Here is a 25,882-nt window from a genome sequence, read left to right as displayed (position 1 = left end):
CTAGTGTAGTTTACTGATAAGGGCTTTTACAGAAAATGCCGTTACCTTAAAAATAGGGGTTGGATAGATACCAAAAAATATTGTTAAAATAACCATAGGATAAAGGATGAATTTCTCTCTTGAAGAAAGATCAATAAGGACTTTTAAATTCTCTTTATCCAAGGAACCAAAAACCACACGCCGATAAAGATAAAGTGCATAGGCAGCAGATAAAATAATGCCAGTTGTAGCAAAAACAACCACCAGTTTATTCACTTGAAAAACACCTATTAAAGTTAAAAATTCACCTAAAAAACCTGAAGTCCCGGGTAAACCAACATTTGCCATAGTGAAAATTAAGAAAGCAACGGCATATTTGGGCATATTATTCACCAAACCGCCAAAAGCTGCAATTTCACGTGTATGTAAACGATCGTAAATAACCCCAACACAAAGAAATAAAGCTGCTGAAACAATTCCATGCGACAACATCTGGTAAATAGCCCCCTGAATTCCTTGTTCATTTGCAGCAAAAATACCCATCGTCACATATCCCATATGCGCTATAGAAGAATAAGCAATAAGTTTTTTTATGTCATTTTGAACAAGAGCCACCAAGGATGTATAAATAATAGCGATAAGCGATAATGTGAAAACAAAAGGAGCAAAATCAGCTGACGCGATAGGAAACATTGGTAAAGAAAAACGAAGAAAACCATAACCGCCCAACTTCAACAAAACACCAGCTAAAATAACGGAACCAGCCGTTGGTGCTTCCACGTGAGCATCAGGTAACCACGTATGAACTGGCCACATTGGCATTTTAACCGCAAAAGAAGCAAAAAAAGCAAGCCATAACCATATTTGCATATGTGCAGGAAACTGATGGTTTAATAAAGTCGGTATATCGAGCGTTCCAGCCTCCCAGTACATAGCCATAAGAGCAACCAACATGAGCACAGAGCCAAGCAAAGTGTATAAGAAAAACTTTATACTTGCATAAACGCGACGTGCGCCCCCCCAAACACCAATAATGATAAACATGGGAATGAGGCTGCCTTCAAAAAATACATAGAACAATATCGCATCAAGAGCACAAAAGACCCCAATAATTGCAACCTCAAGAAGAAGAAAAGCAATCATATAAGCCTTTAATCTATCTTTAACGCTTTCCCAACTTGCTAAAATACAAAAAGGTAAAAGAAAAGCCGAAAGAACAACAAAGAGGATAGAAATACCATCAACCCCCATGTGATAGCTAATCCCCCCACCCAACCAATTGAATCTCTCAACCATTTGAAAGTGCGCGTTTGTATTATCAAAACCTGCCCAAATAATTAAGGAAATAATAAAAACAAACACAGTCGTAAAAAATGCTACATTGCGTATATTACGCAGTGCTGCTTCGTTATCATCTTTAATAAATAAAATGAGTAACACACCAACAAGTGGTAAAAATGTAACCGTAGAAAGAATAGGCCAATCGGTCATCAACTTACGCCCCCGATCATCATCCATGTAATCAGCAATGCAACGCCAATAAGCATTGCAAACGCATAGTGATAAAGATAGCCAGTTTGCATGCGAACAACCCTATTTGTAATATCAATAACACGCGCTGCAATACCATTGGGACCTAAGCCATCAATAATCTTACCATCTCCCACTTTCCAAAGGAAGCACCCAAGTTTAAAAGCAGGGCGAACGAATAAAAAGTAATAGAATTGATCAAAATACCACTTTTGATAAAGGAACTGATATACTCCAGGCATCATTTTCGCCAACTTTTTGGGAAGAGAAGGAACAACAATATAGAACAAATAGGCCAATATAAAACCAAGAACCATAGCTGCAAAGGGTGACCATTTTACCCAATTCAGCACATCATGAGATTCATGAAGAATGTGATTATGGCTATTTGTAAATAATGCTCCCTTCCAAAAAGCATCATATAGATCACCAAAAAAGTAAGGGTGAAAAACAGCTCCAGCAAATATCGCTCCAATTGCTAAAATAAACAGTGGAACCAACATCACTGGAGGCGATTCATGAACATGATGCATAACATCAACTGTTGCACGTGGTTTACCGTAAAATGTCATAAATATAAGACGCCATGAATAAAAACTTGTTAATAAAGCAGCAAAAACAAGAAGATAGAAAGCATATCCTGAAGCAATATTATGTGACACAAAAGCAGACTCTATAATCGCATCTTTAGAGAAAAAGCCAGCCGTTCCAAAAACTGTTCCTGGAATACCAACACCTGTTAAGGCAACAGTTCCTATCATCATCATCCAATAGGTAACCTTGATATGCTTGCGTAATCCTCCCATTTTTCGCATATCTTGCTCATCAGAGACTGCATGAATGACAGATCCTGCCCCAAGAAACAATAAAGCCTTAAAAAAAGCATGCGTAAAAAGATGAAAAACAGCTGCTCCATAAGCGCCAACACCAAGAGCGACAAACATATAACCAAGCTGTGAACATGTAGAATAAGCGATAACACGCTTAATATCATTTTGCACCAACCCCACAGTTGCTGCAAAAAACGCGGTTGTTGTTCCAACAATAATAATCACTGTTAAAGCAGTTGGAGAGAGTTCAAAAATTGGTGACATCCGTGCAACCATAAAAACACCAGCTGTTACCATTGTTGCAGCATGAATGAGCGCCGATACGGGTGTTGGCCCCTCCATTGCATCGGGAAGCCAGGTATGTAATAGGAATTGTGCGGACTTCCCCATAGCACCAATAAACAATAAAAGACATACAACAGTGATTGCCGCTTGTCCATTAAGCTGCCAACCTAAAAATGTCATATTCTGTATGAAACTTTTGCTTGTAGCTTTTGCAAAAATAGAAGCAAAGTCAACCGATTGGAATAGAATAAAAATACTAAAGATTCCTAAGAGAAAACCGAAATCTCCCACACGGTTAACAACAAAAGCTTTCATTGCAGCCTTATTTGCAGACTCTCGCTGAAACCAGAAACCAATAAGTAAATAAGAAGCAAGCCCGACCCCTTCCCATCCAAAAAACATCTGAATCAAATTGTTGGATGTTACCAACATAAGCATCATAAATGTGAATAAAGAAAGATAAGAAAAAAAACGAGGTCTTGAAGGATCATGATGCATATAACCAATGGAATAAATATGCACTACTGCTGAAACACTATTGACGACAATAAGCATAACAGCTGTTAATGTATCAATATGTAAAGCCCAATCGAATGTTAAACTACCGATAGTGAGCCAATGTAATACCGATATATCAATGACCGGTGCATGATCAAGTGCAATATTGAAAAAGGCTATCCACGATAATACAGCAACAATGATCATAAAGCTACATGTCACCAATTCACTCGCACGATCTCCTATAGCTTTCCCCCCCATAGAAGTAATGAGAAACCCTAAAAGTGGAAGAAAGACGATCACATAAAACATCACTGATCAGCCTTTCATTACATTCACGTCTTCAACCGCGATAGAACCACGATTACGGAAAAAGACTACAAGAATTGCTAAACCAATTGCAGCTTCAGCTGCTGCTACCGTTAAAATAAATAAAGCAAATATCTGACCAACGAGATCATGAAGAAACGCCGAAAATGCAACAAAATTGAGATTCACGGAAAGTAATATAAGCTCTATAGACATAAGGATAATAATTACATTCTTTCTGTTGAGAAAAATCCCTGCAATACCGATTGTAAACATAAGAACAGAAACAATGAGATAATGAGTAATATCAACGTGCATACTTCCCCCTTAAATGCCCTTGCCTGATTCAACTTGTTTAACTTCAATTGCGCTTTCTACTGTCCTAGAAACTTGCGCCGCTATGGATTGTCGTTTTACACTAGATTTATGACGAAGTGTCAAAACAATAGCTCCAATCATTGCGATCAATAAAATTATTCCCGCAATTTGAAAATAGAAAACATAATCCGTATACAAAATATCACCCAATGCTTGTGTATTCGTTCGCTGCGCTAAATCTGGCATTGGCTGCATGATATTTGTTCTAAGAGCTGGAGAAAAATGACTACTCACAAAAATAACGATCAATTCTACAGCAACAATACTCCCAACAAGAGCCCCAAGAGGAGCATACCGAAGTGCACCACTCTTTAACTCAGCAAAATCAACATCAAGCATCATAACCACAAATAAAAATAAAACAGCAACAGCGCCAACATAAACAACAAGCAGGATAAGCCCTAAAAATTCTGCCCCTACAAGTAAAAATAAGGCTGCAGCATTAAAAAATGCCAATATTAAAAACAAAACTGAGTGCACAGGATTACACGCTGTAATAACAACAATCGCACTCGCTAGCATAATAAAAGCAAATAAATAGAAAAATGCCGCCGCTAGATCGGTTAGCATAGGCCTCTCCTCAATTAACCCAAAAATTGGTATAAAACTTCATACCAGATTACAATTTATCGGAATAATAATCCGACATCCCATTCAATAATACCCTCAACGATAAGGTGCATCCATCAATATATTTCGAGAAATTTCTCGCTCCCAGCGATCACCATTCATTAAAAGCTTTTCCTTATCATAATATAGCTCTTCACGCGTTTCTGTTGCAAACTCAAAATTAGGACCTTCAACAATAGCTTCGACTGGACAAGCTTCTTGACAAAAACCACAGTAAATACACTTAACCATATCTATATCATAACGAACAGTTCTCCGTGTACCATCATTGCGCCGCGGCCCTGCCTCAATTGTAATAGCTTGCGCAGGACAAATAGCTTCACACAATTTACAAGCAATACACCGTTCCTCACCATTCGGGTAGCGACGTAGCGCATGTTCACCACGGAAACGTTGCGAAACAAAACCCTTCTCGTAAGGATAATTGATCGTGGGTTTTGGTGAAAAAAACTGACGCATTGCGAGAAAAAAAGCACTCACAAATTCCAATAGAAGGAGTGATTTTGCCGCCTGAATAAAACCTGACATCGTAAAACTTCCTCTTAAACAAAACCCGTAAACTTTAAAAAAGCAGCAGTTATGACAACCATTGCTAGTGAGAGAGGAAGAAAAACCTTCCAACCAAGCCGCATGAGCTGATCATAGCGATAACGTGGAACAAACGCTTTGACCATAGCAAACCAAAAAAATACAAAGCAAACCTTTAAAATAAACCAAATGATACCAGGAACCCAATTAAGCCACCAAACATCCAAGAGAGGCAACCAGCCACCTAAAAATAAAATAGTTGTTAATGCACACATTAACACGATAGCAACATATTCACCAAGGAAGAAGAGCATATAAGGTGTAGAAGAATACTCAACCATATGACCAGCAACAAGTTCAGATTCTGCTTCTACTAAATCAAAGGGGGGGCGATTTGTCTCAGCAAGTGCGGAAATAAAAAAGATAATAAACATTGGAAAAAGAACGAGCCAATTCCAATCAAGAAAACTGTTGAACGGAATCCCTAAAGTCGTTCCAAGCCCATGACTTTGCTTTTGAACAATTGTTGTCAGATCCAATGAACCACTGACTAAAATAACAGTTACAAGGACAAAGCCAATGGAAACCTCATAAGAAACCATCTGGGCAGCTGAACGAAGAGCGCCTAAGAAAGGGTATTTTGAATTTGACGCCCATCCTCCCATGATAACGCCATATACCTCAAGAGACGAAATAGCTAAAATATAAAGCAGACCAACATTAATTTTAGCAACTTCCCAACCTTCATTGACAGGAATAACGGCCCAAGTTGATAAAGCAAGCGTAGCAGAAACAAAAGGTGCCAAAAGAAAAACACCCTTATTAGCGCCAGCAGGAATAATCGGCTCCTTAACAACAAATTTAATTAAATCTGCAAAAGACTGTAACAATCCCCAAGGACCAACAACATTTGGACCACGACGCAATTGTACAGCTGCCCAAATTTTTCTATCTGCATAAAGAAGATAGGCAACTAAGACCAGAAGAACAACCAAAAGGAGGAGTGTTTTTCCAATTATAATGAGTAATGGCAACAACCAAGTCATAAAGAAATCATGCATAATTCTTCCTTTTCCTCTGCCCTTACTCTACAGCCTGCGTGACACGGCTTTTTGCAAGAGATGAACATTCAGCCATCACTGCAGAAGCACGCGCTATCGGATTGGTTAAATAAAAATCCTTCACTATAGAGGGAAATGTTTGCCGCTCCAAATTAACCGTTTGTGAACCAAGTGCCTTAAGATCAGCTATATCTGAAGGCACCACATCATCAATAGCACAAAGATGTGGATAATCATTAAACAAGCTCTGTCTCAATTGAAAAAGAGAATCAAAAGGGAGTTTTTTTCCCAAAACGTCGGATAAAGCACGCAAAATAGCCCAATCTTCTTTTGCTTCACCCGGAGCAAAACCAGCCCTATTTGTCATTTGAACACGCCCCTCTGTATTGACATAAAGTCCTGATTTTTCAGTATAAGCTGATGCTGGTAAAATAACATCAGCAGCATGTGCACCATTATCCCCATGGCTACCAATATAAATTGTAAAAGCCTTTTTATTGGCTAATTCTATTTCATCAGCACCAAGCAGGAATAAGATTTCACAGGTTTTGAGAATATTTGCAACCCCAAGCTCAGAAATAAAGCCAACATCTAGCCCTCCAACAATCGATGCCGCATTGTGAAGAACACCAAATCCGTTCCATTCTTCACTAAGAGCTCCAATACTATCCGCTAATTTTGCCAGATTTTTTAAAACAGATAACCCTTCTTTTCCTGAAAGAGCCCCTTCTCCAATAAGAATAAGAGGTCTTTTAGCTTCTTTTAACACCTCTAAAAATGCATCCTCCCCCCGAATAAGTGCACTCAATGCGTCAGTGCCTTCTCCGAGATAAGAATAAGGATAACGTAAATCGACCTCTTCTCCAATTAATGCAATTGGAAAAGCTCCCATCCTTTGGCGTTTTAAAATACGCGCATTTAAAACAGCAGCTTCATGGCGCGGATTAGACCCAACAATAAGCAATGCATCAGCCTGTTCAATACCTGCAATTGTCGGGTTAAAAATATAACTTGCACGCCCTAAATCAGGAGATAAAGCCATTCCTCTTTGACGACAGTCAAAAATCTTTGAACCCAACGAAATTAGTAGTTTTTTCAATGCATACATTTCTTCAATGGATGCAAGATCTCCTGCGATTGCTCCAATTTTTTCTGGCGAGGCTTTAGAAACCACCATTTTAATTTTTGCAAAAGCCTCTATCCAACTTACAGGTTGAAGCTTTCCATCTTTGCGCACATATGCTCTATCAAGTCTTTGTGTCCGTAAACCATCCCATATAAAACGCGTCTTATCAGAAATCCATTCTTCATTTACGTCTTCATTCGTACGTGGCATAATTCGCATCACTTCACGACCGCGGCTATCAATGCGAATAGCACACCCCAGCGCATCCATAACATCAATTGATTCCGTTTTAACCAACTCCCATGGACGTGCATGAAATGCATAAGGCTTTGACGTTAAAGCCCCCACTGGACAAAGATCAATAACATTTCCCTGCAATTCAGATGTCATTGCTTTTTCAAGATATGTCGTAATCTCAGCATCTTCACCACGACCTATCAACCCAAGCTCGGAAATACCTGCTACTTCTGTCGTAAAACGGACACAACGCGTACAATGAATACACCGTGTCATAACAGTTTTCACAAGTGGCCCGATGTACTTATCTTCGACAGCGCGTTTGTTTTCTGTATAACGAGAACAATCACGCCCATAAAGCATCGCCTGGTCTTGAAGATCGCATTCCCCTCCCTGATCACACACAGGACAATCCAAAGGATGATTGATGAGAAGAAACTCCATAACGCCTTCACGGGCTTTTTTAACCATCGGCGTATTGGTAAAAATTTCAGGCATCTCTCCATTAGGTCCTGCTCGTAAATCACGAACACCCATAGCACAAGAGGCCTGAGGTTTAGGAGGACCTCCCTTGACCTCAACCAAGCACATACGACAATTTCCAGCAATTGATAAGGATTCATGAAAACAAAAACGTGGCACTTCAACACCCGCCGCTTCAGCTGCCTGAAGCAACGTGTAGTAATCAGGAACTTCAATCTCTTTACCATCAACTTTGATATTTATCATCACCCATCCAGCCTGTGGATAATCCACTTAAAACTTGCATTCTGTTACTCTTAAAACAAAATCCTCTATCCAACTGCTTCCAAAACAATATTTTTTCTTTGAACGGCATTTCGCGTATAATCATCAATTCTACGCTCAATTTCTGGACGAAAATTACGTATCAACCCCTGTACAGGCCACGCTGCAGCATCACCAAGTGCACAGATAGTGTGCCCTTCAACCTGTTGAGAAACTTCAAACAAAAGATCAATTTCACGTTTTTGCGCTCTTCCTTCAACCATACGTTCTAGAAGACGCATCATCCACCCCGTCCCTTCACGACATGGCGTACATTGACCACAACTCTCATGCTTAAAAAAAGCCGATATCCGCCAAATTGCCTTAATGATATCAGTCGATTTATCCATAACAATCACACCGCCCGTACCAAAAGAAGACCCAATATCTCGCATCCCATCAAAATCCATGATCGCATCAATCATATCCTCTCCACGAACTACCGGACAAGAAGCCCCACCTGGAATAACCGCCAACAAATTATTCCACCCACCACGAATACCACCTGTATGTTTTTCAATTAATTCACGGAAGGAAACACCGAGCGCCTCTTCAAATGTACAAGGTGCATTCACATGCCCAGAAACCATAAATAATTTTGTTCCAACATTATTCGCACGCCCAATTGATGAAAACCATGAAGCACCACGACGCAAAATTGTTGGAACAACAGCGATAGATTCGACATTATTTACTGTAGTTGGACAGCCATAGACCCCCATATTAGCAGGAAATGGTGGTTTAAGCCGAGGCTGCCCTTTTTTACCTTCAAGACTTTCAAGAAGAGCTGTTTCCTCACCACAAATATAAGCACCCGCACCATGGTGAATAATAATATCACACGCATGCCCATATTTTGTTTTTTTACCAAGTAAACCTGCTTCATAACATTCATCAACTGCAGCCTGAAGTGCTTCACGTTCTCGAATATATTCACCACGAATATAGATAAAAGCGATATTTGCCCCCATGGTAAAAGTAGCAATGACACACCCTTCAATCAAAGTATGAGGATCATGTCGTAAAATATCACGGTCTTTACATGTTCCTGGCTCTGACTCATCAGCATTTACAACCAAATAATGAGGACGACCATCACTTTGTTTAGGCATAAAGGACCACTTCATTCCGGTAGGAAAACCAGCTCCACCACGACCACGTAAACCCGATGCCTTCACCTCATCAATAATCCAGTCTCGACCTTTTTCGATAAGGGTTTTAATACCCTCCCAATGTCCACGCGACATTGCAGCTTTTAATGATTTATCTTTCAAACCATAAATATTGGTGAAAATGCGATCTTTATCAGCCAGCATACCCCACCTTTTTTTCTATTATCCATAGCATTCTTAGCTTTTCCTCAAATGCAATTTTAAAAATTTTAACTCTTCATTAAAGAACATCCCAATGGATTAAATAATAAAATATTTATTATCCATCATTATCCTTTTTCTTCGAAGATTTGCACGTCTTTATGGCTTTTTCATCAATAAGAGAAGTTAAACCACTAATCGGCTCCGATGATTTACGGCTATTTTGCGGACCAACGGCTATCTCAGAGCCTTTACCGGACTCAAACGCATTAATAATTTCTTCTAGACGCTCAGCGGTAAGATCTTCATAAGTATCTTTAAAAATCATAACCATAGGCGCATTGACACAAGCGCCAAGGCACTCCACTTCTTCCCATGATAATGTTCCATCTGAGTTTGTAACAAAAGGCTCATGATGAATTTTTTTCTGGCAAACTTTAATTAAATCATCAGATCCACGCAGCATACAAGGGGTTGTACCACACACTTGGATATGTGCCTTTGTTCCAACAGGCTTGAGTTGAAACTGCGTATAAAAAGTCGCAACCTCTAGAACACGAATATATGCCATAGAAAGAATCTGGGCAACATGCTCAATTGCAGCACGCGTCACCCAACCATCCTGTTCTTGAGCACGCATCAATAATGGAATTACAGCGGACTGCTCACGCCCCACAGGATATTTTTCTATGGTATTTTGTACCCATATCTGATTTTCTTTGGTAAAAGAAAATTCTGCTGGCTGATAAATATCATCTGCAAGACGGCGTACGGACATTAGCGATCAACCTCCCCAAAAACAATATCAATAGAACCCAAAATAGCTGTTGCATCTGCTAGCATATGACCTCTGGTTAAAAAATCCATAGCTTGAAGATGTGCAAAGCCAGGAGCACGCAACTTAACACGATAAGGCTTGTTCGTTCCATCGGAAACAAGATAAACACCAAACTCGCCTTTGGGCGCCTCTACCGCAGCATACACCTCACCAGGAGGCGTATGAAAACCTTCCGTATAAAGTTTAAAATGATGAATGAGCGCTTCCATTGAGCTTTTCATTTCGCCACGTTTTGGAGGTACAATTTTGCGATCCAAACTTGAAACCGGACCATTTTTCTCACTGCCAAGCAAACGATCCACACATTGGCGCATAATTTTTGCTGACTGACGCATTTCTTCCATACGAATAAGGTAACGATCATAACAATCACTGTTTTTACCCACAGGAACATCAAACTCCATTTCATCGTAGCATTCATAAGGTTGGCTTTTACGTAAATCCCACGGCACACCCGCGCCACGAATCATGACACCAGAAAAACCACGCGCCCAAGCTTCATCAATACTGACTACACCGATATCCGCATTACGTTGCTTAAAAATTCTGTTTGGCGTCACAAGGGCATCCAATTTGCCAAGCGCAACAAGAAACGGATCAATAAAATCACCAATATCCTCAACTAAAGACTCTGGTAAGTCTTGATGCACACCACCTGGACGAAAATAATTTGCATGAAGACGTGCACCGCACGCACGCTCATAAAAAATCATCAGTCTTTCACGTTGCTCAAACCCCCAAAGCGGTGGCGTTAAAGCACCAACATCCATTGCCTGTGTTGTAACATTCAGTAAATGATTCAGAATGCGCCCAATTTCAGAAAATAAAACACGTATTAACTGTCCTCGCTTGGGAACTTCAACACCTAATAGCTTTTCAATAGCAAGCACAAAGGCATGCTCTTGATTCATAGGAGCAACATAGTCTAAACGATCTAAATAGGGACCAGCTTGAAGATACGTTTTTGTTTCCATTAACTTTTCGGTACCGCGATGTAATAACCCAATATGTGGATCTACACGCTCAACAACTTCACCGTCCAGCTCCAAAACCATGCGCAAAACTCCATGCGCTGCTGGATGCTGTGGTCCAAAATTGATATTAAAGTTCCGAACATTGACCTCAGCCACTCTAAACCCCTTACTTTAAAAAACTTTATATCAAATGTTAACAAAAACTCTTATCATACTAAAAAACTTAATTATTTTAAAATTCTCATGTTAAGCTTTATCAGTTCCAGTATCGCTCTTTGATACCTGCTGTTTATCAGACGGTAAAACATATTGACCACCCTCCCAAGGAGAAATAAAGTCGAAACTGCGCATTTCTTGACGCAAAACCACAGGTTCGTAAACTACTCTCTTTACTTCATTATCATAACGACACTCAACAAATCCTGTAATAGGAAAATCTTTACGTAAAGGATACCCTTCAAATCCATAGTCCGTTAAAATCCGCCTTAAATCCGGATGACCAGAAAACAAAATCCCATACATATCGTATGCCTCACGCTCATACCACTCTGCTCCGGGATAAATCGAGCAAGCAGAAGCAACGGGAGTATTTTCATCAGTACGTACCTTCACACGCAAACGCAAATTCTCGCGAGGAGATAATAATTGATAGGAAACATCAAAACGTTTGTCACGAGAAGGATAATCAACACCACTAATATCTGTAATATTAATAAACTGACAGCGAGAATCATCACGAACAAACATTAAAACATCTGTAATTGCATCAAGACGCGCTATAATAGTTAGCTCACCAAATGCAAGAACAGTCTCTTCAAGCTTATCTCCTAGCTTGTTTTTTAAATAGGTAGCAAGCTCAACCAATGACTCATCCACCATGACAACAATGCTCCTATCGCTCTATAGAACCAGTTCGACGGATTTTTTTCTGCAACAGCAATATCCCGTATAGCAACGCTTCCGCCGTAGGAGGGCAGCCTGGAACATAAATATCTACAGGCACAATACGATCACAGCCACGCACAACTGAATAAGAATAATGATAATATCCACCACCATTTGCACATGATCCCATGGAAATCACATAACGTGGTTCCGGCATTTGATCATACACTTTTCTCAAAGCAGGTGCCATTTTATTTGTGAGCGTACCCGCTACGACCATCACATCTGATTGACGGGGTGAAGCACGTGGAGCATATCCAAAACGCTCATTATCATAATGAGGCATTGAACACTGCATCATCTCGATAGCACAACACGCCAAACCAAAACTCATCCACATTAGAGAACCAGTACGCGCCCAAGTAATCAAAGACTCAGCTGATGTTACTAAAAAGCCCTTATCCGATAGCTCAGCATTAATATCACGAAAAAAACTATCGTTAGAACCAATCAACTCACCTGTATTGGGATCAATAACCCCTTTCGGTTTGGAAGAAGTCATCGTTGAATTGTTCAATATCAATCCCATTCAAGAGCTCCCTTTTTCCATTCATATATAAACCCGATTGTTAAAAGTGCTAAAAATACAAGCATTGACCAAAAGCCGAACATACCTATTGCACTAAATGAAACTGCCCAAGGAAAAAGAAAAACAACTTCAAGATCAAAGATGATAAACAAAATCGACACCAAATAGAAACGAATATCAAATTTCATACGTGCATCATCAAAAGAATTAAAGCCACATTCATAGGCTGATAGCTTTTCAGGGTCAGGGGAACGATACGCCACAATGTAAGGCATAATCAAAAGAACCCCTGCAATAACTGCCGAAACAACAAGAAAAATTAAAACTGGCAAATAAGAGCTCAATAAATGAGACATAATCTTTTTCCACCTTAATGGAACGACGTAAATTAACGCCATCACTCCATAATTCTTAGATAAACAGATAAACTATAATAATTACTTTGCCCACTCCGCTCGTACTGCTTCAAGGGCATGTAGAGCAATGCTTTCTATTGGCATAGGTAACGTAGAGTAAGAAAAGACGCAAGCCCTATTCTCATAAACCGCGTAAATAAGAAGAAAAAACTACATTCCAAGACACATATCAAAACCAACATTTTAATATATATGCCTAACACATAAAATGTTTATACTTGAAAATAAAAAAATGTGAAAATTTGAAATGGCGCGAGTGACGGGGCTCGAACCCGCGACCTCCGGCGTGACAGGCCGGCGCTCTAACCAACTGAGCTACACCCGCGCATCTCTTTCAAACCAATTTACTAATTGGTATAAGCGGTCGTGTAAGGGGTTCATGCGTTTATGTCAAGAAGGCTTATGCATTTTTTCAAAAAAATCATAAAACACTATCTTTATTCTTGCGTTTGGAAAAAAAATTCCTTAAAGAGTGCCTATTCAATTGCTGATCATCATATCGGGCGATTAGCTCAGCTGGTAGAGCGCCTCGTTTACACCGAGGATGTCGGGAGTTCGAGTCTCTCATCGCCCACCATTTCACTTTTTATGCCTTATAACTTATTCATTTTATTCGCCTTTTTTAAAGAGTGCGGGACACCTAGATAATAGATGTAGGAATGGAATTTCTAAACACAGCACTCTATAAGAAAAATTTTGACTGCATATTTTAAAAGAAAATTGATTCTCAAGCCCTTGGTCATGCACCTTTTAAAGTGTGGAAAATGCCCTCTAACCTATCCATGATACAAGCTAAACCGATAAAAATAAGAGAAAAATGACCGTTGTCCACTTTACAAAAGGGGAGATGTCATCTTTGCAACTTAACACGTACTGATCATCTCTGTGGCATCCGTATTGTCTATTGAGCACGACCCACCTTCACGTTTTAAAGGGACAAGATGGCACTCTCATTTTATCAGCCCCAATAATATTTACGAGCTCATAACATCGCGACACCCCTTTCATGAAAGCAGGCTGTCATGAGAGGCATTTTTCTTCCTTTTCTCTATAATTCTTATCCCTACGCCAATTCCGCTGATAGTGTAAAGCCAAGGGAAAAAAATTGCCTCAACAGAAAGAGATTTGAAACAAGAGAATCTTACAATATTCAAGCTAGATAAAAATAAATTATCTTTATAAATCAATATGTTGCTTTTCATGAAGTCGCCATTTTATCTGCCTTCATTTTCTGTTTATTTTTTCAATCACATAAAAATGTGCTGATTTTGTAATGTTTTCAATATTTTTTGTTCTGCTAAGATGAATAACTGTAATATCTCTCCCTAGCCTACAGCTGATATACAGATAGTATGATTTTAAAGTCCTTTTTGGAAAATACTCCGGGGACAACAATTACTCTGTAGAAGAAATGATGAGAGAAAGTGATTCGTAGAAAAATCAACCAATATGCTCCCAAAAATCAGAAGAGATAGAAGAATAGACAAAAAGAAGAAAACGCACTTCCTAGATTGCATGCCGAAAACTCTACCCACAAACCCTCATTCACCTAGATCAAAGCTTTTAAAATATAAACAAGCTCATAAAATTAGGCACGATAAAAACTTTAATGGTGATCCCGACAGGATTCGAACCTGTGACCCACGGCTTAGAAGGCCGTTGCTCTATCCAGCTGAGCTACGGGACCAAACTCTATTTACTCTCTCATTCAAGATAACACCCCTACTCACTCAATGTGTCCAAGGCTGCTGCCTATCACTACGGAAATTATCAGAATAAGAAATAGCACGCCGAATCGGCTTATGAGGCTCTTCTACACGATAAGGAATACCACCTTTGCGCGCAAACACAATTGCCTCCTCCTTACTATTAAACTGAAGCATTACCTGGCTCTTCATATCAGATGTCGCCGTATACCTCATAAGAGGCTCAAGCATTTTTGCCTGTTTCAGTTCATATTGCAAAATCCAAAAACCAATTCTCCCCTTACCTGCCTGCATAGCAGTCTTCGCAGGACTATAAATACGCGCGATCATAGTTATTTTCCTTCAGATTACACAATACTTGAATGACAATTCCTCACCACACGCAACCGCTTTAGGCCATTCTTTCATACTTCACCAAACAGATGGTCGGAGCGATAGGATTCGAACCTACGACCCCCTGATCCCAAATCAGGTGCGCTACCAGACTGCGCTACGCTCCGCCATTTACATTTATTCGGTGCACACTTCCTAAAATTTTCGCAACAGAAGTGCAAGAGAAAAACACATTTTTTTTAATTTTGTTGTGTTTCTTTATAAATTTAAAAACTTTTCCGCTCAATATCTCATTGATTGAGAGAAATAAAAAACAGTCTTTCAGGAATCCACTCAACAATCAATAAATAATTCACAGCTCCCAAAAGACCTTCTTACCCTATTTCATGAAGAGCTTAAGAACATCTACAACATCCAAAGAGAACAATTTTAGCAAAAAAATGATCTTAATATTACAAAACATCCTCAAGAGAACAAAGATCCAACATCCTCCACATGGTGCTCATAGAGAATCCAATACGCCTCATAAAGAATCTGATTCTATCAACAACACCTTTACTCTCTCAATGATTCTTGTTGTAAAATCCTACTCTCTCCTACAAAAAAAACAAATATTCTTCTCAAATCGTAACAACTTTATGAGAAAAATGAAAAGAACCTGTTTTTCTCAACTTATTTTCAAGGAAATCATACAATTTTACAAGCTGTGGAAAAATACAAATAAAACTTTAAAAGCTTTGGAACAAGCTCTTAGCAGCTTACATAAGTTAAAGAGAGAATATCCAAGATAAAGAAAGAAATATCTTCTTTTTTCTCTCAACATATGTAAAAAAGCAGAAAACCGAAATCATAATGTTTTTATTGACACACTAAAACGACGATAAAACACAAATACTTTTTGTAGAAATCTTTCCCCTAAAAAAAATGTTTACTGAATTTGCGTTTTAAGAACTTCAGCAATGACAGCACGTGTTATCTTACTTTTTCTTTGTAATGCCAAACGATCAACAGAATCAATAATATGTTTCAACGCAAACAAAGAACGCTCACAACGGCTTACGAGATAGTAAACAGTATCTGGGTGAACGATAATCTGCCTATCAGAAAAAAGTTTAAAAGCGACAGCTGTTAATAATGCATCATCTGGCTGATTGATAGCAACCAACATAACTGAATTAAGACGACTTTTTAAATCATTTAACGTTAAATGCCACGCTGAAGGTAATGTACGTGCAGTCATCAACAAAGTCGCTTGTCGTGCATAAAGATTTGCTTGCTTAACACTATTGATCAAATGAAAAAGTCCTGTTTCGCTGATTACACCCGCATCAACATCTTCAATTAAGAATGATTTTCCTGAAGAAGTTAAAGGAATAGCCTGATCAATTTCACTCCGATCAAGCTTTACAGCTTCAGCTTTCTGTGCCCATACATTGGAAAAATATGTTTTCCCAGCACCTTCTTTCCCAATCAAAACCGCAATAGGCAAAACCCAATTTGGCCAATGATCGATAAGCTGAAAAGCCATACGATTGCTTTCCGTTACCACTAAATCATCAAATTGGAAAACCGAATTATAAGAAAAGTTTAAAGGTAACTGCGTTTCACTCCTCTTCATTCTAGCGGCTCCGAATTTCCAGTTCGTGAATACATCTGAGAATTAAGATAAGTATGCAGAGCAAAACGAACCAAAACACCAACGGCTGCCGCGGCAGGAACAGCAACAAGCATACCAGTGAAACCAAAAAGTGAAGAAAAAGCAAAAAGTGCAAACATCAACCACACAGGATGCAACCCTACCGATGACCCCACAAGTTTTGGTTGAAGAATATACCCTTCAATAAATTGACCAATTAAAAAGATAATCATGATAACAACGATCCATTCCCAATTATTCGGATAAAACTGGACCCAAGCAATACCACCAGAAAGTAAAAAACCACTCATCGTGCCAATATAAGGAATAAAGCTGATAAGGCCAATAAACATACCAATCAAAAGACTAAAATTAAGTCCTGTGATCGTCAAACCAATAGCGTAATACCCTCCCAAGATAAGACAAGCTGTTCCCTGCCCACGAACAAAACCAGCAACAGCTCTATCCATTTCATGAAAAATACCACGAACAGTTTCAAGATGATCCCGCGGTATCAACGAATCAACTGCCCCAACCATACGTGGCCAGTCTAACAACAGATAAAATGCCACCACTGGTGCTACAACAAATAAGCTAACAATGTTAACAATAGATTTTCCCGATTTCAAAAGCGAATTTAAGAGAGATGTAATAAAATCAGAGCTTTTTCCCAATACCCCTTTAATATTACTCTGTAATTCATTTGGATCACTCCCAAAATAGCGCTGCACCCAACCAAAATCATGTTCAACAAAAAAGGTTTGAATACGATCCATATAAATAGGCAAACCATCACGCATAAATTGCTGTATTTGCGAGCTAATAATAGGAATTAAAATAATTAAAGCCGCAACAAAAACAACAACAATAAACAAACTAATAAGAATAGTCCCTAAAACACGATGAATACCAACTTTTTCAAACAATTGAACAAGAGGATTAAGGAAGTAAGCTAACACCATCCCTGCCACAAAGGGAAGCAAAATGGATCCAAAAACAACCATAAAGAGAATGAAAAAAAACAATGTACCAAGCCAAAAGAAAATTTGCTTTTTCATATTGTTCGGTAATGGCACTTGAGCGTAAGCTGGCACATAAGCCTTATAACGATCACCGACCACATTCTCTCTTGCTTTCTTTTTCATAATCTGCCAAGCAAAATGATTACGATTATTTGGTATCCTACCCATAAGTATCCTAAAAAACTCTTCACAAAAATTATAAGATTCTTCACACTTGAATCAAGGAACACTGCTCATTTTCTTCAACACTAAATATCAATATCTCTTGCAGTAACAACTCTATCATGGCATTGCATAATCTTAAAACATGATTTTCCACAAGGAAGGCTCCCATGAGCAATCAACATCTCGCAAATAATAAATGCAAATCTGGTCTTACCTATGAAGAATCCGGTGTCAATATCGATGCAGGTAATGCCATGGTAGAAAAAATTAAACCCTACATACGCTCAACAAAACGAACAGGTGCAGATGTAGAAATTGGCGGCTTTGGCGGTCTATTTGATTTAAAAGCAACAGGCTTTAGAGATCCTATTCTCGTAGCGGCCAATGATGGTGTAGGAACAAAGCTAAAAATTGCCATTGAAACCGGTATCCATAATACTGTTGGGATTGATCTTGTCGCCATGTGCGTCAATGATTTGCTGGTTCAAGGTGCTGAACCTCTCTTTTTTCTCGATTATTTCGCAACTGGAAAACTGAACCCTGAACAAGGTGCCGCAATCATTTCTGGTATTGCCAAAGGATGTAAACAAGCAGGCGCAGCCCTCATTGGAGGAGAAACTGCAGAAATGCCTGATATGTATGCAGAAAAAGATTATGATTTAGCAGGATTTGCTGTAGGTGCTGTCGAACGAGATGCTTTACTTCCTTCAAAAGACCTTGCAGAAGGTGATATCGTTTTAGGACTGAGCGCCTCTGGAGTTCATTCCAACGGCTTTTCTCTCGTGAGACGAATCGTCCAACAAAGTCATCTAAAATGGAACGCTGCAGCCCCTTTTAACCCTCAAATCGATCTTGCTACAGCACTGCTCGCTCCAACACGCATTTATGTAAAATCGCTCCTCCCCATCATGCAAAAATGTAAAGGAATCAAAGCTCTTGCTCATATTACGGGTGGAGGTTTTACAGAAAACATTCCACGCGTTCTCCCCTCTTCTCTCTGCGCTGAAATTAATCTTTCTGCTCTTCATGTTCCAGCAGTCTTTTCATGGATTGCTCAACAAGGTAAAATAGAACAAACAGAGATGTTACGAACATTTAATTGCGGAATTGGTATGATCATTATTGTAGCACAAAACGCAGCTAAAACCCTTACGCAAACACTTGAAATGCAAGGAGAAACCGTTACTCCCCTCGGCATTTTAACAAAACACCAAAATAAAAAAATCCTCTATAAAGGTGTACTTCACTTATGAAAAAGAAAGTCGTCGTTTTTATTTCTGGCAATGGATCTAATATGGTTGCCCTTTCTGAGGCGAGCAAACAAAAAGATTACCCTGCTGAAATCATCGCGGTTGTTTGCGATACCCCTCATGCTATGGGCATTGAAAAGGCTCGTAATCATAACCTGCCAGTTCATATTGTTGATCGAAAAATCTACCCAACAAAAGAAGCATATGAAGAATCCATATTCACCGTTTTGGAAAAATACCAACCGGATCTTATTTGCCTTGCTGGTTATATGCGCCTTATTTCATCACATTTTATAAAATTTTATGAAGAACGAATTTTGAATATTCATCCTTCTCTCCTCCCCTCCTTTAAAGGCTTAAAGACACATGAAAGAGTTTTGCAAGCAGGTGTTAAAATTACCGGTTGCACTATTCACCTTGTTACAGAAGAGATGGATTCAGGAAAAATTCTTGCCCAAGCAGCTGTTCCAGTGTGCCCCAATGATACCGTTGAAAGCTTAGCACAGAGAGTTCTGAAAGCTGAACATAAACTTTATCCTGAAGCATTAAGAGCATTTATTGAGGGAAATGGCAAAATAACAGATGCTCAACAACAACTTCTCTCCCTTTGAAAATCTCAATGGGCACTTTATTTACTATTGCCTCTAACATTTTTGCCTTCAAAGCCTATGGAGCACTCCTAATCCCATTTCGCGGCGGTGTAGGTAAATTGTATATCGATAAACCATAGAAAACCACCATCTTTTCGCTTATGATGGTACAAACCGGTACCATCATTCTCTTTACCAGCTCATGGTATATTGACCAACTCATGAGATTGCGACAGCCCTTTCATGAAAGATATTTTTCCTTTTTATCTTCGTCTCGTTTTACCCTCATGCTCAACACCGCTGATAGTGTAAAACCAAGTAAATAAAATCAATTCAACATAAAGAGATTTGAAATGGAAGAATCTCACAATATTCGGGGCTCTAATTCAAGATCCACAACGAAAAATTATACTTTTAAACCAATATGTTGTATATATTTTCAACTTTATGCGTTTTGATATCATAAAACCTGCATTTTCAGAAATTTTTTGTACAAAATGTACAGAAACTTTTTTAGCTTTTATATGTTAAAATTCTCAATGTCCCTTAAAAGTTATGATTTTCTCAACCAATATAATACTGTTTGCCATCACTTAAGGTATGTAATATATCTGCCATAGACTGTGCATTATAAACTGGAGCAAAGAAATTAATCGTTGCTTCCTTTGCTATATACCGTGAGTACCATGCTTTTCCAAATCACGCAATCCATTGCCTATCGTCATGGTACCGCGGCTGCGGGCATTAATAACCGCCCCTGTATTGCCATAACGCAATATAAAATTTTTGAACGTCTTTGTTGAATTGATCAAACACTCAAAGTTATCTTCCAGAAATTTCTTACGAAATGCAATCATGAATTCTGATATTCGCCGAGTCTGCTTGTGGAAAAACTGTAAAATAAAGGGACCCATGATTATTACCCACTCATTGAACGGCTTTACGGGACGTTCCATCAGGCGATGTAAAAATACCTTTGAGAGAATAATCCCGTTATTCCAAGTAAAAGAATGAGGGGTCATTGATTATAGCCCCCAAAAAAACTTAAGGTTTGCATTCAGGTGCGTTTTTATACCTTTTACAAAAAGGACTGTTTAGGCGCCTTTCGACACTTTGCTGAGGGATGACAGCGCCTAGACGACAAATCGGTAGGTTTTCGGCGTTATGATTTACACACCAGCCCCTACTCCCTTTTTATCTTTATAGCGGAATCCTGATTGGACCATGCAAGCATGAATTGTTGCTATTGCATTGTTACTCTGCTTACTATTTTCTGGTTCAAGATCAATAATGCTTGGCATGCCGCATTCTAATAAGGCTTTTCCTACTTCAGTAGAATCTGCTCCCGTTTTCTCCCACACAGTCATGTACGCTGAAGAAGATTTATTCCGTCTGATATCCAGCAATACCTAACAAGGTTACAGTGCTTAATAATTTTAAAATTTGTTTCATTTTTCCCTCTTTGATTTAATTGAATAAACTGATGTGCAATTAGGTAAACCATAAGCATCGTGACATTTATTACCCGCCTGACCATAGCAAGCATGAACACTGAGGTAGCCCTTAAACATTTGCCATGCTTCTTTCAACGGACCACTTCTAGGGAGAACTTTTTCGACAGTAGAAGGATTTTAGCAAATTATACTGCCAACAAAGTCGTATTTATCGATTTTATGATTTTTACGTATATTGTGCCTATTCTTGCAATATATCCTAAATTTTTATCTTTAAAAGATGCACTTTTTCTCTTCACGATCTTTGACTTTATTCTTCAAGTGTTTCTTTAATAGTTATAGATAACTGTTTGAGTGTAAATGGTTTAGATAAAAAACCAAAAACCGCATCTTCTGGAAGATTTTTAGCAAAAGCATCCTTTGCATATCCAGAGACAAAAATAAACTTAATATCAGGATAGCTTTTACGCGTTTCCTTGAGCAAAGTTGGACCATCCATTTCTGGCATCACCACATCAGAAACAATAATATCAACAGCCCCCTTATTTTCTTTCAGAAGAGTGAGAGCCTCCACCCCACTTGCAGCTTCTAAAACCGTATATCCTCTCATTTGAAGTGCTCTTACCCCTCCCATTCTCACAGCATCTTCATCTTCCACTAATAAAACAGTTGCAGCCCCTGTTAAATCTGTATTTTTTTCTTGCTCTTCATCTTTTTCAATCTGTTGGAAAATTTTATCGTCGGTTTTTGGGATATAACGAGGAAGGAAAATATAAAATGTCGCTCCCTTTCCTTCCGTACTATCGCAGTAAATGTAACCACCTGTCTGTTTGATAATTCCATAAACCATTGATAAACCAAGCCCTGTTCCTTTTCCGACTTCTTTTGTGGTAAAAAAGGGTTCAAACATTTTTTCTTGTATAGCAACCGGTATCCCTGTCCCTGTATCTGAAATCGTTAATTGCACATACTCACCAATTGCAAAACCAACATGATCAAATTCAGCACTTTGTTGTTTTGTAATATTATTTGTCGCAACCGTAAAAATACCGCCATCTGGCATAGCATCACGCGCATTAACAACCAAATTCATCATCACACGCTGGAAAGATGCTTGATCAATTTTAACACTCCACAAATCTCTTCCATGAACAATTTTTAACGCAATATTATTGCCTAAAAGAGGTAAAATAAGAGTGCGAATGTCTGATAAAAATTCTGTAAAATCAACTTCTTCAGGTCGAAGCGTCTGCTTTCGAGAAAAGGCTAATAATTGCTGCACAAGGGCAGCTGCACGATTAGCATTATTTTTGATATTGATAAGGTCTGCATAGGCAGGATCAAAACTACGATGTGTATTTAAAAGCAGATCACACGACATCAAAATTGCTGTTAAAACATTATTAAAATCATGCGCAATTCCACCCGCCAGCTGCCCAACAGCTTGCATTTTCTGACTTTGCATCATTTTATCTTCAAGCGCTTTCTGTTCTGTTATTTCTATAACAGAGACAACGAAAAAGTCTTGTAACACATCATCATAATGTGGTTTTACAGGCATAATATGGAAGCGTAAATGGCGTTCTTCGTCATGTTCTAAAACAGTTTCTATCGAAACTGAAGAGCCTTTATTTATTGTAATCTTTTGAAATGCACGCGCTAACTGCGCATGATCATGATGAGAAATAGCATCATAAAGATTAACAATTTTACTCATACGCCCCATGACTGATGAAAAGGCATTATTCGTATGCATAAAGCCCCCTTTTTGATTCACCACTGCTATTGCAAATGGACTTGCGTCAAAATACTCCATGAATGTCTTGGAGAATTCTGAGGAATCATCATTCTCTTCTTTGTGTATCTGCTGTGGAATGACAACAATACGATAAATGGCGTCGTCCTCTAAGAGAGAAGAAGCACACATAAAACAATTCAATATTTTTTTAACACCAGACTCCGAATTTAAACATAACGAAAACATATAAGGTGAAGAGTAACCTGAGCCTTGGTGTTTGTTATTTTGCAAACAAACATCACTCCACGTACTATTTTCTCCAATATTATTAAATAATTGATCAAAACTATATTGACCAATAGTGAAATTTACCAGATCAATTGAGAACCATTCAGCAAAAACTGCATTTGCATAAAGAAGTATCCCTTGTGCATTAACGGATACAAAACCAACAGGAGCTTGATCTAAATGATTGATAGCTTCTTGAAGATTTGAAAAAAAAACTTCACGACATTCCTGCAAATGCGAAATATCAGCAATGCGCCAAAATAAAAACTTTTTTCTCCCCTGCTTAATTGGTTGCACAGAAATATTATACCAAACAGGCTTTCTTTGTGCGGAATGAGCAAAAATCGACTGTTCTACCCTTAATTCTTCCTGGACCGCAAGATGACGATAAGCTGCAACTTTTAAACGATACGAAAGTGCTCCCGCCCCTGGAAGCCCCGCAATAACCATATAACAAGATGCCTCAGGCTTATAGGTAAGAATGTTACGATAACTTTGGTTAGAATAATAAACAAAACCTGACAAATCAGAGATAACAATTGCATCGTCAATACTATTAAAAATGCTGAAATCAAAATCTTCATACACCTTCGCTACATTATATCTCAAGACCCCCATTCCACTCAAGGCAAGTGCACTCACCCCTATAACCGCTAAAACCAAAAGAGAGAGCAACCCAACTTTTTGTAAAGTGCTCTGCGGATAAAAGAAATCCAAAATACCAACAATAAAGAGAGAAACGATTACAAAAACAACACCAAAAATTACAACGCCTCGAGAGACAGAAAAAAAACGACGATCTTTTACTCTTTCAAACTCTTTATCCATTTCATTTGCCTTGATTATGGCTGTTTCTTATGCGAAAATCACCTCTGTAATCATTCTATCAAATTTATTATCTCAAATAGAGTACGTGCATAGATAATATCTTCCCAAGAAAAATCACTCCATGTTTAAAAGGTCTTTGCTTATTATAAATAAACCTTTTAAGGGTATATTTACAAACTTGCTCAATAAAAATAACATTTTTATTCTTAAAGTGAAAGAAGTTACATGTATATCTGGTTATCAAACCAATTAGGCACATCCGCAGCTAATATAATTATGAGTTTTGTATTTTTCATAATAACAATTACAGCTGTTGCCGCAATCGTTCTATTTTTACGTCGTTTAAATACAGGAAACTTTAAATTTAAAAGAAATACCAAAAAACGTTCCTCACGACTAACCCTCTGTGAAACAATTGTTATCGACCGCACACGTCGCCTTATTCTCATACGTTGTGATGATAAAGAGCATTTACTTCTTATCGGTGGGCTAACAGATGTTGTTGTAGAATCCAATATCCTCAATGCCTCTGGCACACAACATAGGCAACCAACATTAACAACAACAGAAACCAACTCAAATTCTGATCTTGCAGAAAAAAGCCCCTTTTCCGTAAATGAAAAGGAAAACACGCAAAGAAATGATTCTGCCCCTTTTATGAAGCAAAATGTTGAAGATTCAGCAATCAGTGCTAAAATTGAAGGACGACAAGAACCATCTTTATTCATCCCCGATTCCAAAAAACAAAATACACAACTCTAGCGCTGTTTATTTTGTTTTGTGCATCATCCCAATCCATTTCAATCATCACGATAAACTTTTTCTCGTCGTTCGTGGCGTTCTTGTGCTTCTAATGATAAAACTGCAATCGGTCGAGCCTCAAGACGCTTTATACTAATCGGTTCGCCTGTTTCCTCACAAAAACCGTAAGTTCCATTATCAATACGTTCCAAAGCGGCATCTATCTTTGAAATAAGTTTTCTCTGACGATCACGAGCACGTAATTCAATCGTACGGTCAGTTTCGCAAGATGCCCTGTCTGTCAAATCAGGCTGACCAACATTTTCCTCCTGCAAATTCTCCAAAGTTTCACGTGCTTCTCTTAAAATATCATTCTTCCAAGAAATCAATTTAGCACGAAAATAGGCCTTTTGTCGCTCATTCATAAAAGGCTCATTTTCACTAGGGTGATATAGATCATCAATCTCTTTGCTCATGCCATAAAAAACCTCCAATAGATAGTATGTGCCGACTGTATATTGTGCAACATCCATCAGCACAAGTGTAAAATGGTTTTTTATATCTACCACCCCATATATCTAAAGCTACGGTTTAAATCTCCAACTGTCTTTTTACATAGTACACACTTCTTTTGACAAAAAGCTGACCAAGATTTCTTGTTTTTTCAAGTTATATTGACAAGCTTTTAATGCAAAAGTGCAAAACCACATAAAACAACCTCTCTTACTGGTTGAAAAAATCCTAAAAAACGCCAATGATACCTTGTTTCTCAATATATAATAAAGTAAAAATCTTTAAAAAGACAAAGTATGATAATTACGATTCAAATACATCAAAGCGTCTTTTTCTTGATGACAGTGGATTGCAACAACTTCACCGATCAAAACACAATGAGTCGCATGCTCATGCCAACAAGTCAAACGACAATCAAAAGATACC

The 25,882-nt window shown here is 38.5% G+C and carries 22 protein-coding genes, 4 tRNA genes and 1 pseudogene; 4 read left to right on the top strand and 23 right to left on the bottom strand.

Features of this window, described 5'->3' with window-relative positions:
* The 14 genes from BN67_RS07680 to BN67_RS07615 all read right to left on the bottom strand — a co-directional run bounded on the left by BN67_RS07680 (position 1) and on the right by BN67_RS07615 (position 13,517).
* Positions 1–1,470 carry an NADH-quinone oxidoreductase subunit M gene (locus tag BN67_RS07680; protein WP_019223544.1) on the bottom strand — a complete coding sequence of 490 codons (1,470 nt, stop codon included), beginning with the start codon at positions 1,468–1,470 and terminating at the stop codon, positions 1–3.
* The gene (gene nuoL / locus BN67_RS07675) at positions 1,470–3,434 is read right to left on the bottom strand and encodes an NADH-quinone oxidoreductase subunit L (protein WP_019223543.1); all 1,965 of its coding nucleotides are present in this window, start codon (positions 3,432–3,434) and stop codon (positions 1,470–1,472) included. Before nuoL ends, BN67_RS07680 begins: the two co-directional genes overlap by 1 nt.
* A 6-nt stretch (positions 3,435–3,440) precedes the next feature.
* The gene (nuoK, locus tag BN67_RS07670; RefSeq protein WP_019223542.1) at positions 3,441–3,749 is read right to left on the bottom strand and encodes an NADH-quinone oxidoreductase subunit NuoK; all 309 of its coding nucleotides are present in this window, start codon (positions 3,747–3,749) and stop codon (positions 3,441–3,443) included.
* Between the two features lie 9 nt (positions 3,750–3,758).
* On the bottom strand, positions 3,759–4,379 hold the full coding sequence (locus BN67_RS07665; RefSeq protein ID WP_019223541.1) for an NADH-quinone oxidoreductase subunit J: 621 nt from the start codon (positions 4,377–4,379) through the stop codon (positions 3,759–3,761).
* 96 nt (positions 4,380–4,475) lie between these two features.
* Positions 4,476–4,967, bottom strand: a complete 492-nt coding sequence (nuoI, locus tag BN67_RS07660) for an NADH-quinone oxidoreductase subunit NuoI (RefSeq protein WP_019223540.1) — start codon at positions 4,965–4,967, stop codon at positions 4,476–4,478.
* 14 nt (positions 4,968–4,981) lie between these two features.
* Positions 4,982–6,028, bottom strand: a complete 1,047-nt coding sequence (nuoH, locus tag BN67_RS07655) for an NADH-quinone oxidoreductase subunit NuoH (RefSeq protein WP_019223539.1) — start codon at positions 6,026–6,028, stop codon at positions 4,982–4,984.
* Between the two features lie 22 nt (positions 6,029–6,050).
* Positions 6,051–8,120, bottom strand: a complete 2,070-nt coding sequence (gene nuoG, locus BN67_RS07650; RefSeq protein WP_026088221.1) for an NADH-quinone oxidoreductase subunit NuoG — start codon at positions 8,118–8,120, stop codon at positions 6,051–6,053.
* 65 nt (positions 8,121–8,185) lie between these two features.
* Positions 8,186–9,493: an NADH-quinone oxidoreductase subunit NuoF gene (gene nuoF / locus BN67_RS07645; RefSeq protein ID WP_019223537.1), complete on the bottom strand. Its 1,308-nt coding sequence runs from the start codon at positions 9,491–9,493 to the stop codon at positions 8,186–8,188.
* A 115-nt stretch (positions 9,494–9,608) separates the two neighbouring features.
* Entirely contained in the window at positions 9,609–10,268 is a 660-nt protein-coding gene (gene nuoE / locus BN67_RS07640) for an NADH-quinone oxidoreductase subunit NuoE (protein WP_019223536.1), read from the bottom strand.
* Complete coding sequence (locus BN67_RS07635; protein ID WP_019223535.1) at positions 10,268–11,458, bottom strand: NADH-quinone oxidoreductase subunit D; 1,191 nt, start codon at positions 11,456–11,458, stop codon at positions 10,268–10,270. Before BN67_RS07635 ends, nuoE begins: the two co-directional genes overlap by 1 nt.
* Positions 11,459–11,548: 90 nt before the next feature.
* Complete coding sequence (locus BN67_RS07630; RefSeq protein WP_192813130.1) at positions 11,549–12,178, bottom strand: NADH-quinone oxidoreductase subunit C; 630 nt, start codon at positions 12,176–12,178, stop codon at positions 11,549–11,551.
* Positions 12,179–12,194: 16 nt separating this feature from the next.
* The gene (locus tag BN67_RS07625; RefSeq protein ID WP_019223533.1) at positions 12,195–12,776 is read right to left on the bottom strand and encodes a NuoB/complex I 20 kDa subunit family protein; all 582 of its coding nucleotides are present in this window, start codon (positions 12,774–12,776) and stop codon (positions 12,195–12,197) included.
* A complete protein-coding gene (locus tag BN67_RS07620) occupies positions 12,767–13,132 on the bottom strand; it encodes an NADH-quinone oxidoreductase subunit A (protein ID WP_019223532.1) in 366 nt (121 codons plus the stop codon). The genes BN67_RS07625 and BN67_RS07620 overlap by 10 nt, the downstream gene beginning before the upstream one ends.
* A 308-nt stretch (positions 13,133–13,440) precedes the next feature.
* Positions 13,441–13,517: transfer RNA gene (locus BN67_RS07615), tRNA-Asp, on the bottom strand.
* Between the two features lie 176 nt (positions 13,518–13,693).
* Between BN67_RS07615 and BN67_RS07610 the strand changes: the two genes are divergently transcribed.
* Positions 13,694–13,769: transfer RNA gene (locus BN67_RS07610), tRNA-Val, on the top strand.
* 1,033 nt (positions 13,770–14,802) lie between these two features.
* Here BN67_RS07610 and BN67_RS07605 read toward each other — a convergent pair.
* The 5 genes from BN67_RS07605 to BN67_RS07580 all read right to left on the bottom strand — a co-directional run bounded on the left by BN67_RS07605 (position 14,803) and on the right by BN67_RS07580 (position 18,057).
* Positions 14,803–14,879 (bottom strand) — tRNA-Arg (locus tag BN67_RS07605).
* A 43-nt stretch (positions 14,880–14,922) separates the two neighbouring features.
* Positions 14,923–15,228, bottom strand: a complete 306-nt coding sequence (locus BN67_RS07600; RefSeq protein WP_019223531.1) for an ETC complex I subunit — start codon at positions 15,226–15,228, stop codon at positions 14,923–14,925.
* A gap of 93 nt (positions 15,229–15,321) precedes the next feature.
* Positions 15,322–15,398, bottom strand: a tRNA-Pro gene (locus BN67_RS07595).
* 761 nt (positions 15,399–16,159) lie between these two features.
* Positions 16,160–16,849 (bottom strand): DnaA regulatory inactivator HdaA, encoded by a 690-nt coding sequence (gene hdaA / locus BN67_RS07585; RefSeq protein WP_019223529.1) that lies wholly within the window; start codon positions 16,847–16,849, stop codon positions 16,160–16,162.
* Positions 16,846–18,057 (bottom strand): AI-2E family transporter, encoded by a 1,212-nt coding sequence (locus tag BN67_RS07580; protein WP_019223528.1) that lies wholly within the window; start codon positions 18,055–18,057, stop codon positions 16,846–16,848. The genes hdaA and BN67_RS07580 overlap by 4 nt, the downstream gene beginning before the upstream one ends.
* A gap of 164 nt (positions 18,058–18,221) precedes the next feature.
* On the opposite strand from BN67_RS07580, the gene purM reads away from it, so the two are divergent.
* Positions 18,222–19,307 (top strand): phosphoribosylformylglycinamidine cyclo-ligase, encoded by a 1,086-nt coding sequence (gene purM, locus BN67_RS07575; RefSeq protein WP_019223527.1) that lies wholly within the window; start codon positions 18,222–18,224, stop codon positions 19,305–19,307.
* Positions 19,304–19,915, top strand: coding sequence for a phosphoribosylglycinamide formyltransferase (gene purN / locus BN67_RS07570; RefSeq protein WP_019223526.1), 612 nt, complete (start codon positions 19,304–19,306; stop codon positions 19,913–19,915). The genes purM and purN overlap by 4 nt, the downstream gene beginning before the upstream one ends.
* A gap of 1,023 nt (positions 19,916–20,938) precedes the next feature.
* On the opposite strand, the pseudogene BN67_RS12845 reads toward purN, so the two are convergent.
* Together BN67_RS12845 and BN67_RS07555 are read right to left on the bottom strand one after the other, a co-directional pair.
* Positions 20,939–21,346: pseudogene (locus BN67_RS12845) on the bottom strand (hypothetical protein).
* Positions 21,347–21,658: 312 nt separating this feature from the next.
* Positions 21,659–24,202 carry a hybrid sensor histidine kinase/response regulator gene (locus BN67_RS07555; RefSeq protein WP_019223523.1) on the bottom strand — a complete coding sequence of 848 codons (2,544 nt, stop codon included), beginning with the start codon at positions 24,200–24,202 and terminating at the stop codon, positions 21,659–21,661.
* A gap of 225 nt (positions 24,203–24,427) precedes the next feature.
* Here BN67_RS07555 and BN67_RS07550 point away from each other — a divergent pair, with 225 nt between their 5' ends.
* Positions 24,428–24,964, top strand: coding sequence for a flagellar biosynthetic protein FliO (locus BN67_RS07550; RefSeq protein WP_019223522.1), 537 nt, complete (start codon positions 24,428–24,430; stop codon positions 24,962–24,964).
* A 38-nt stretch (positions 24,965–25,002) separates the two neighbouring features.
* Here BN67_RS07550 and dksA read toward each other — a convergent pair whose 3' ends face one another.
* Together dksA and BN67_RS11880 are read right to left on the bottom strand one after the other, a co-directional pair.
* Positions 25,003–25,419, bottom strand: a complete 417-nt coding sequence (gene dksA / locus BN67_RS07545; protein WP_026088219.1) for an RNA polymerase-binding protein DksA — start codon at positions 25,417–25,419, stop codon at positions 25,003–25,005.
* Positions 25,420–25,737: 318 nt separating this feature from the next.
* On the bottom strand, positions 25,738–25,882 hold a 145-nt coding region (locus BN67_RS11880; RefSeq protein WP_033313251.1), incomplete at its 5' end, for a flavin reductase family protein.

This window comes from Bartonella rattaustraliani AUST/NH4, from assembly GCF_000312565.1.
Classification (GTDB): Bacteria; Pseudomonadota; Alphaproteobacteria; order Rhizobiales; family Rhizobiaceae; genus Bartonella; species Bartonella rattaustraliani.
This window is presented reverse-complemented; position numbering and strand designations above follow the sequence as displayed.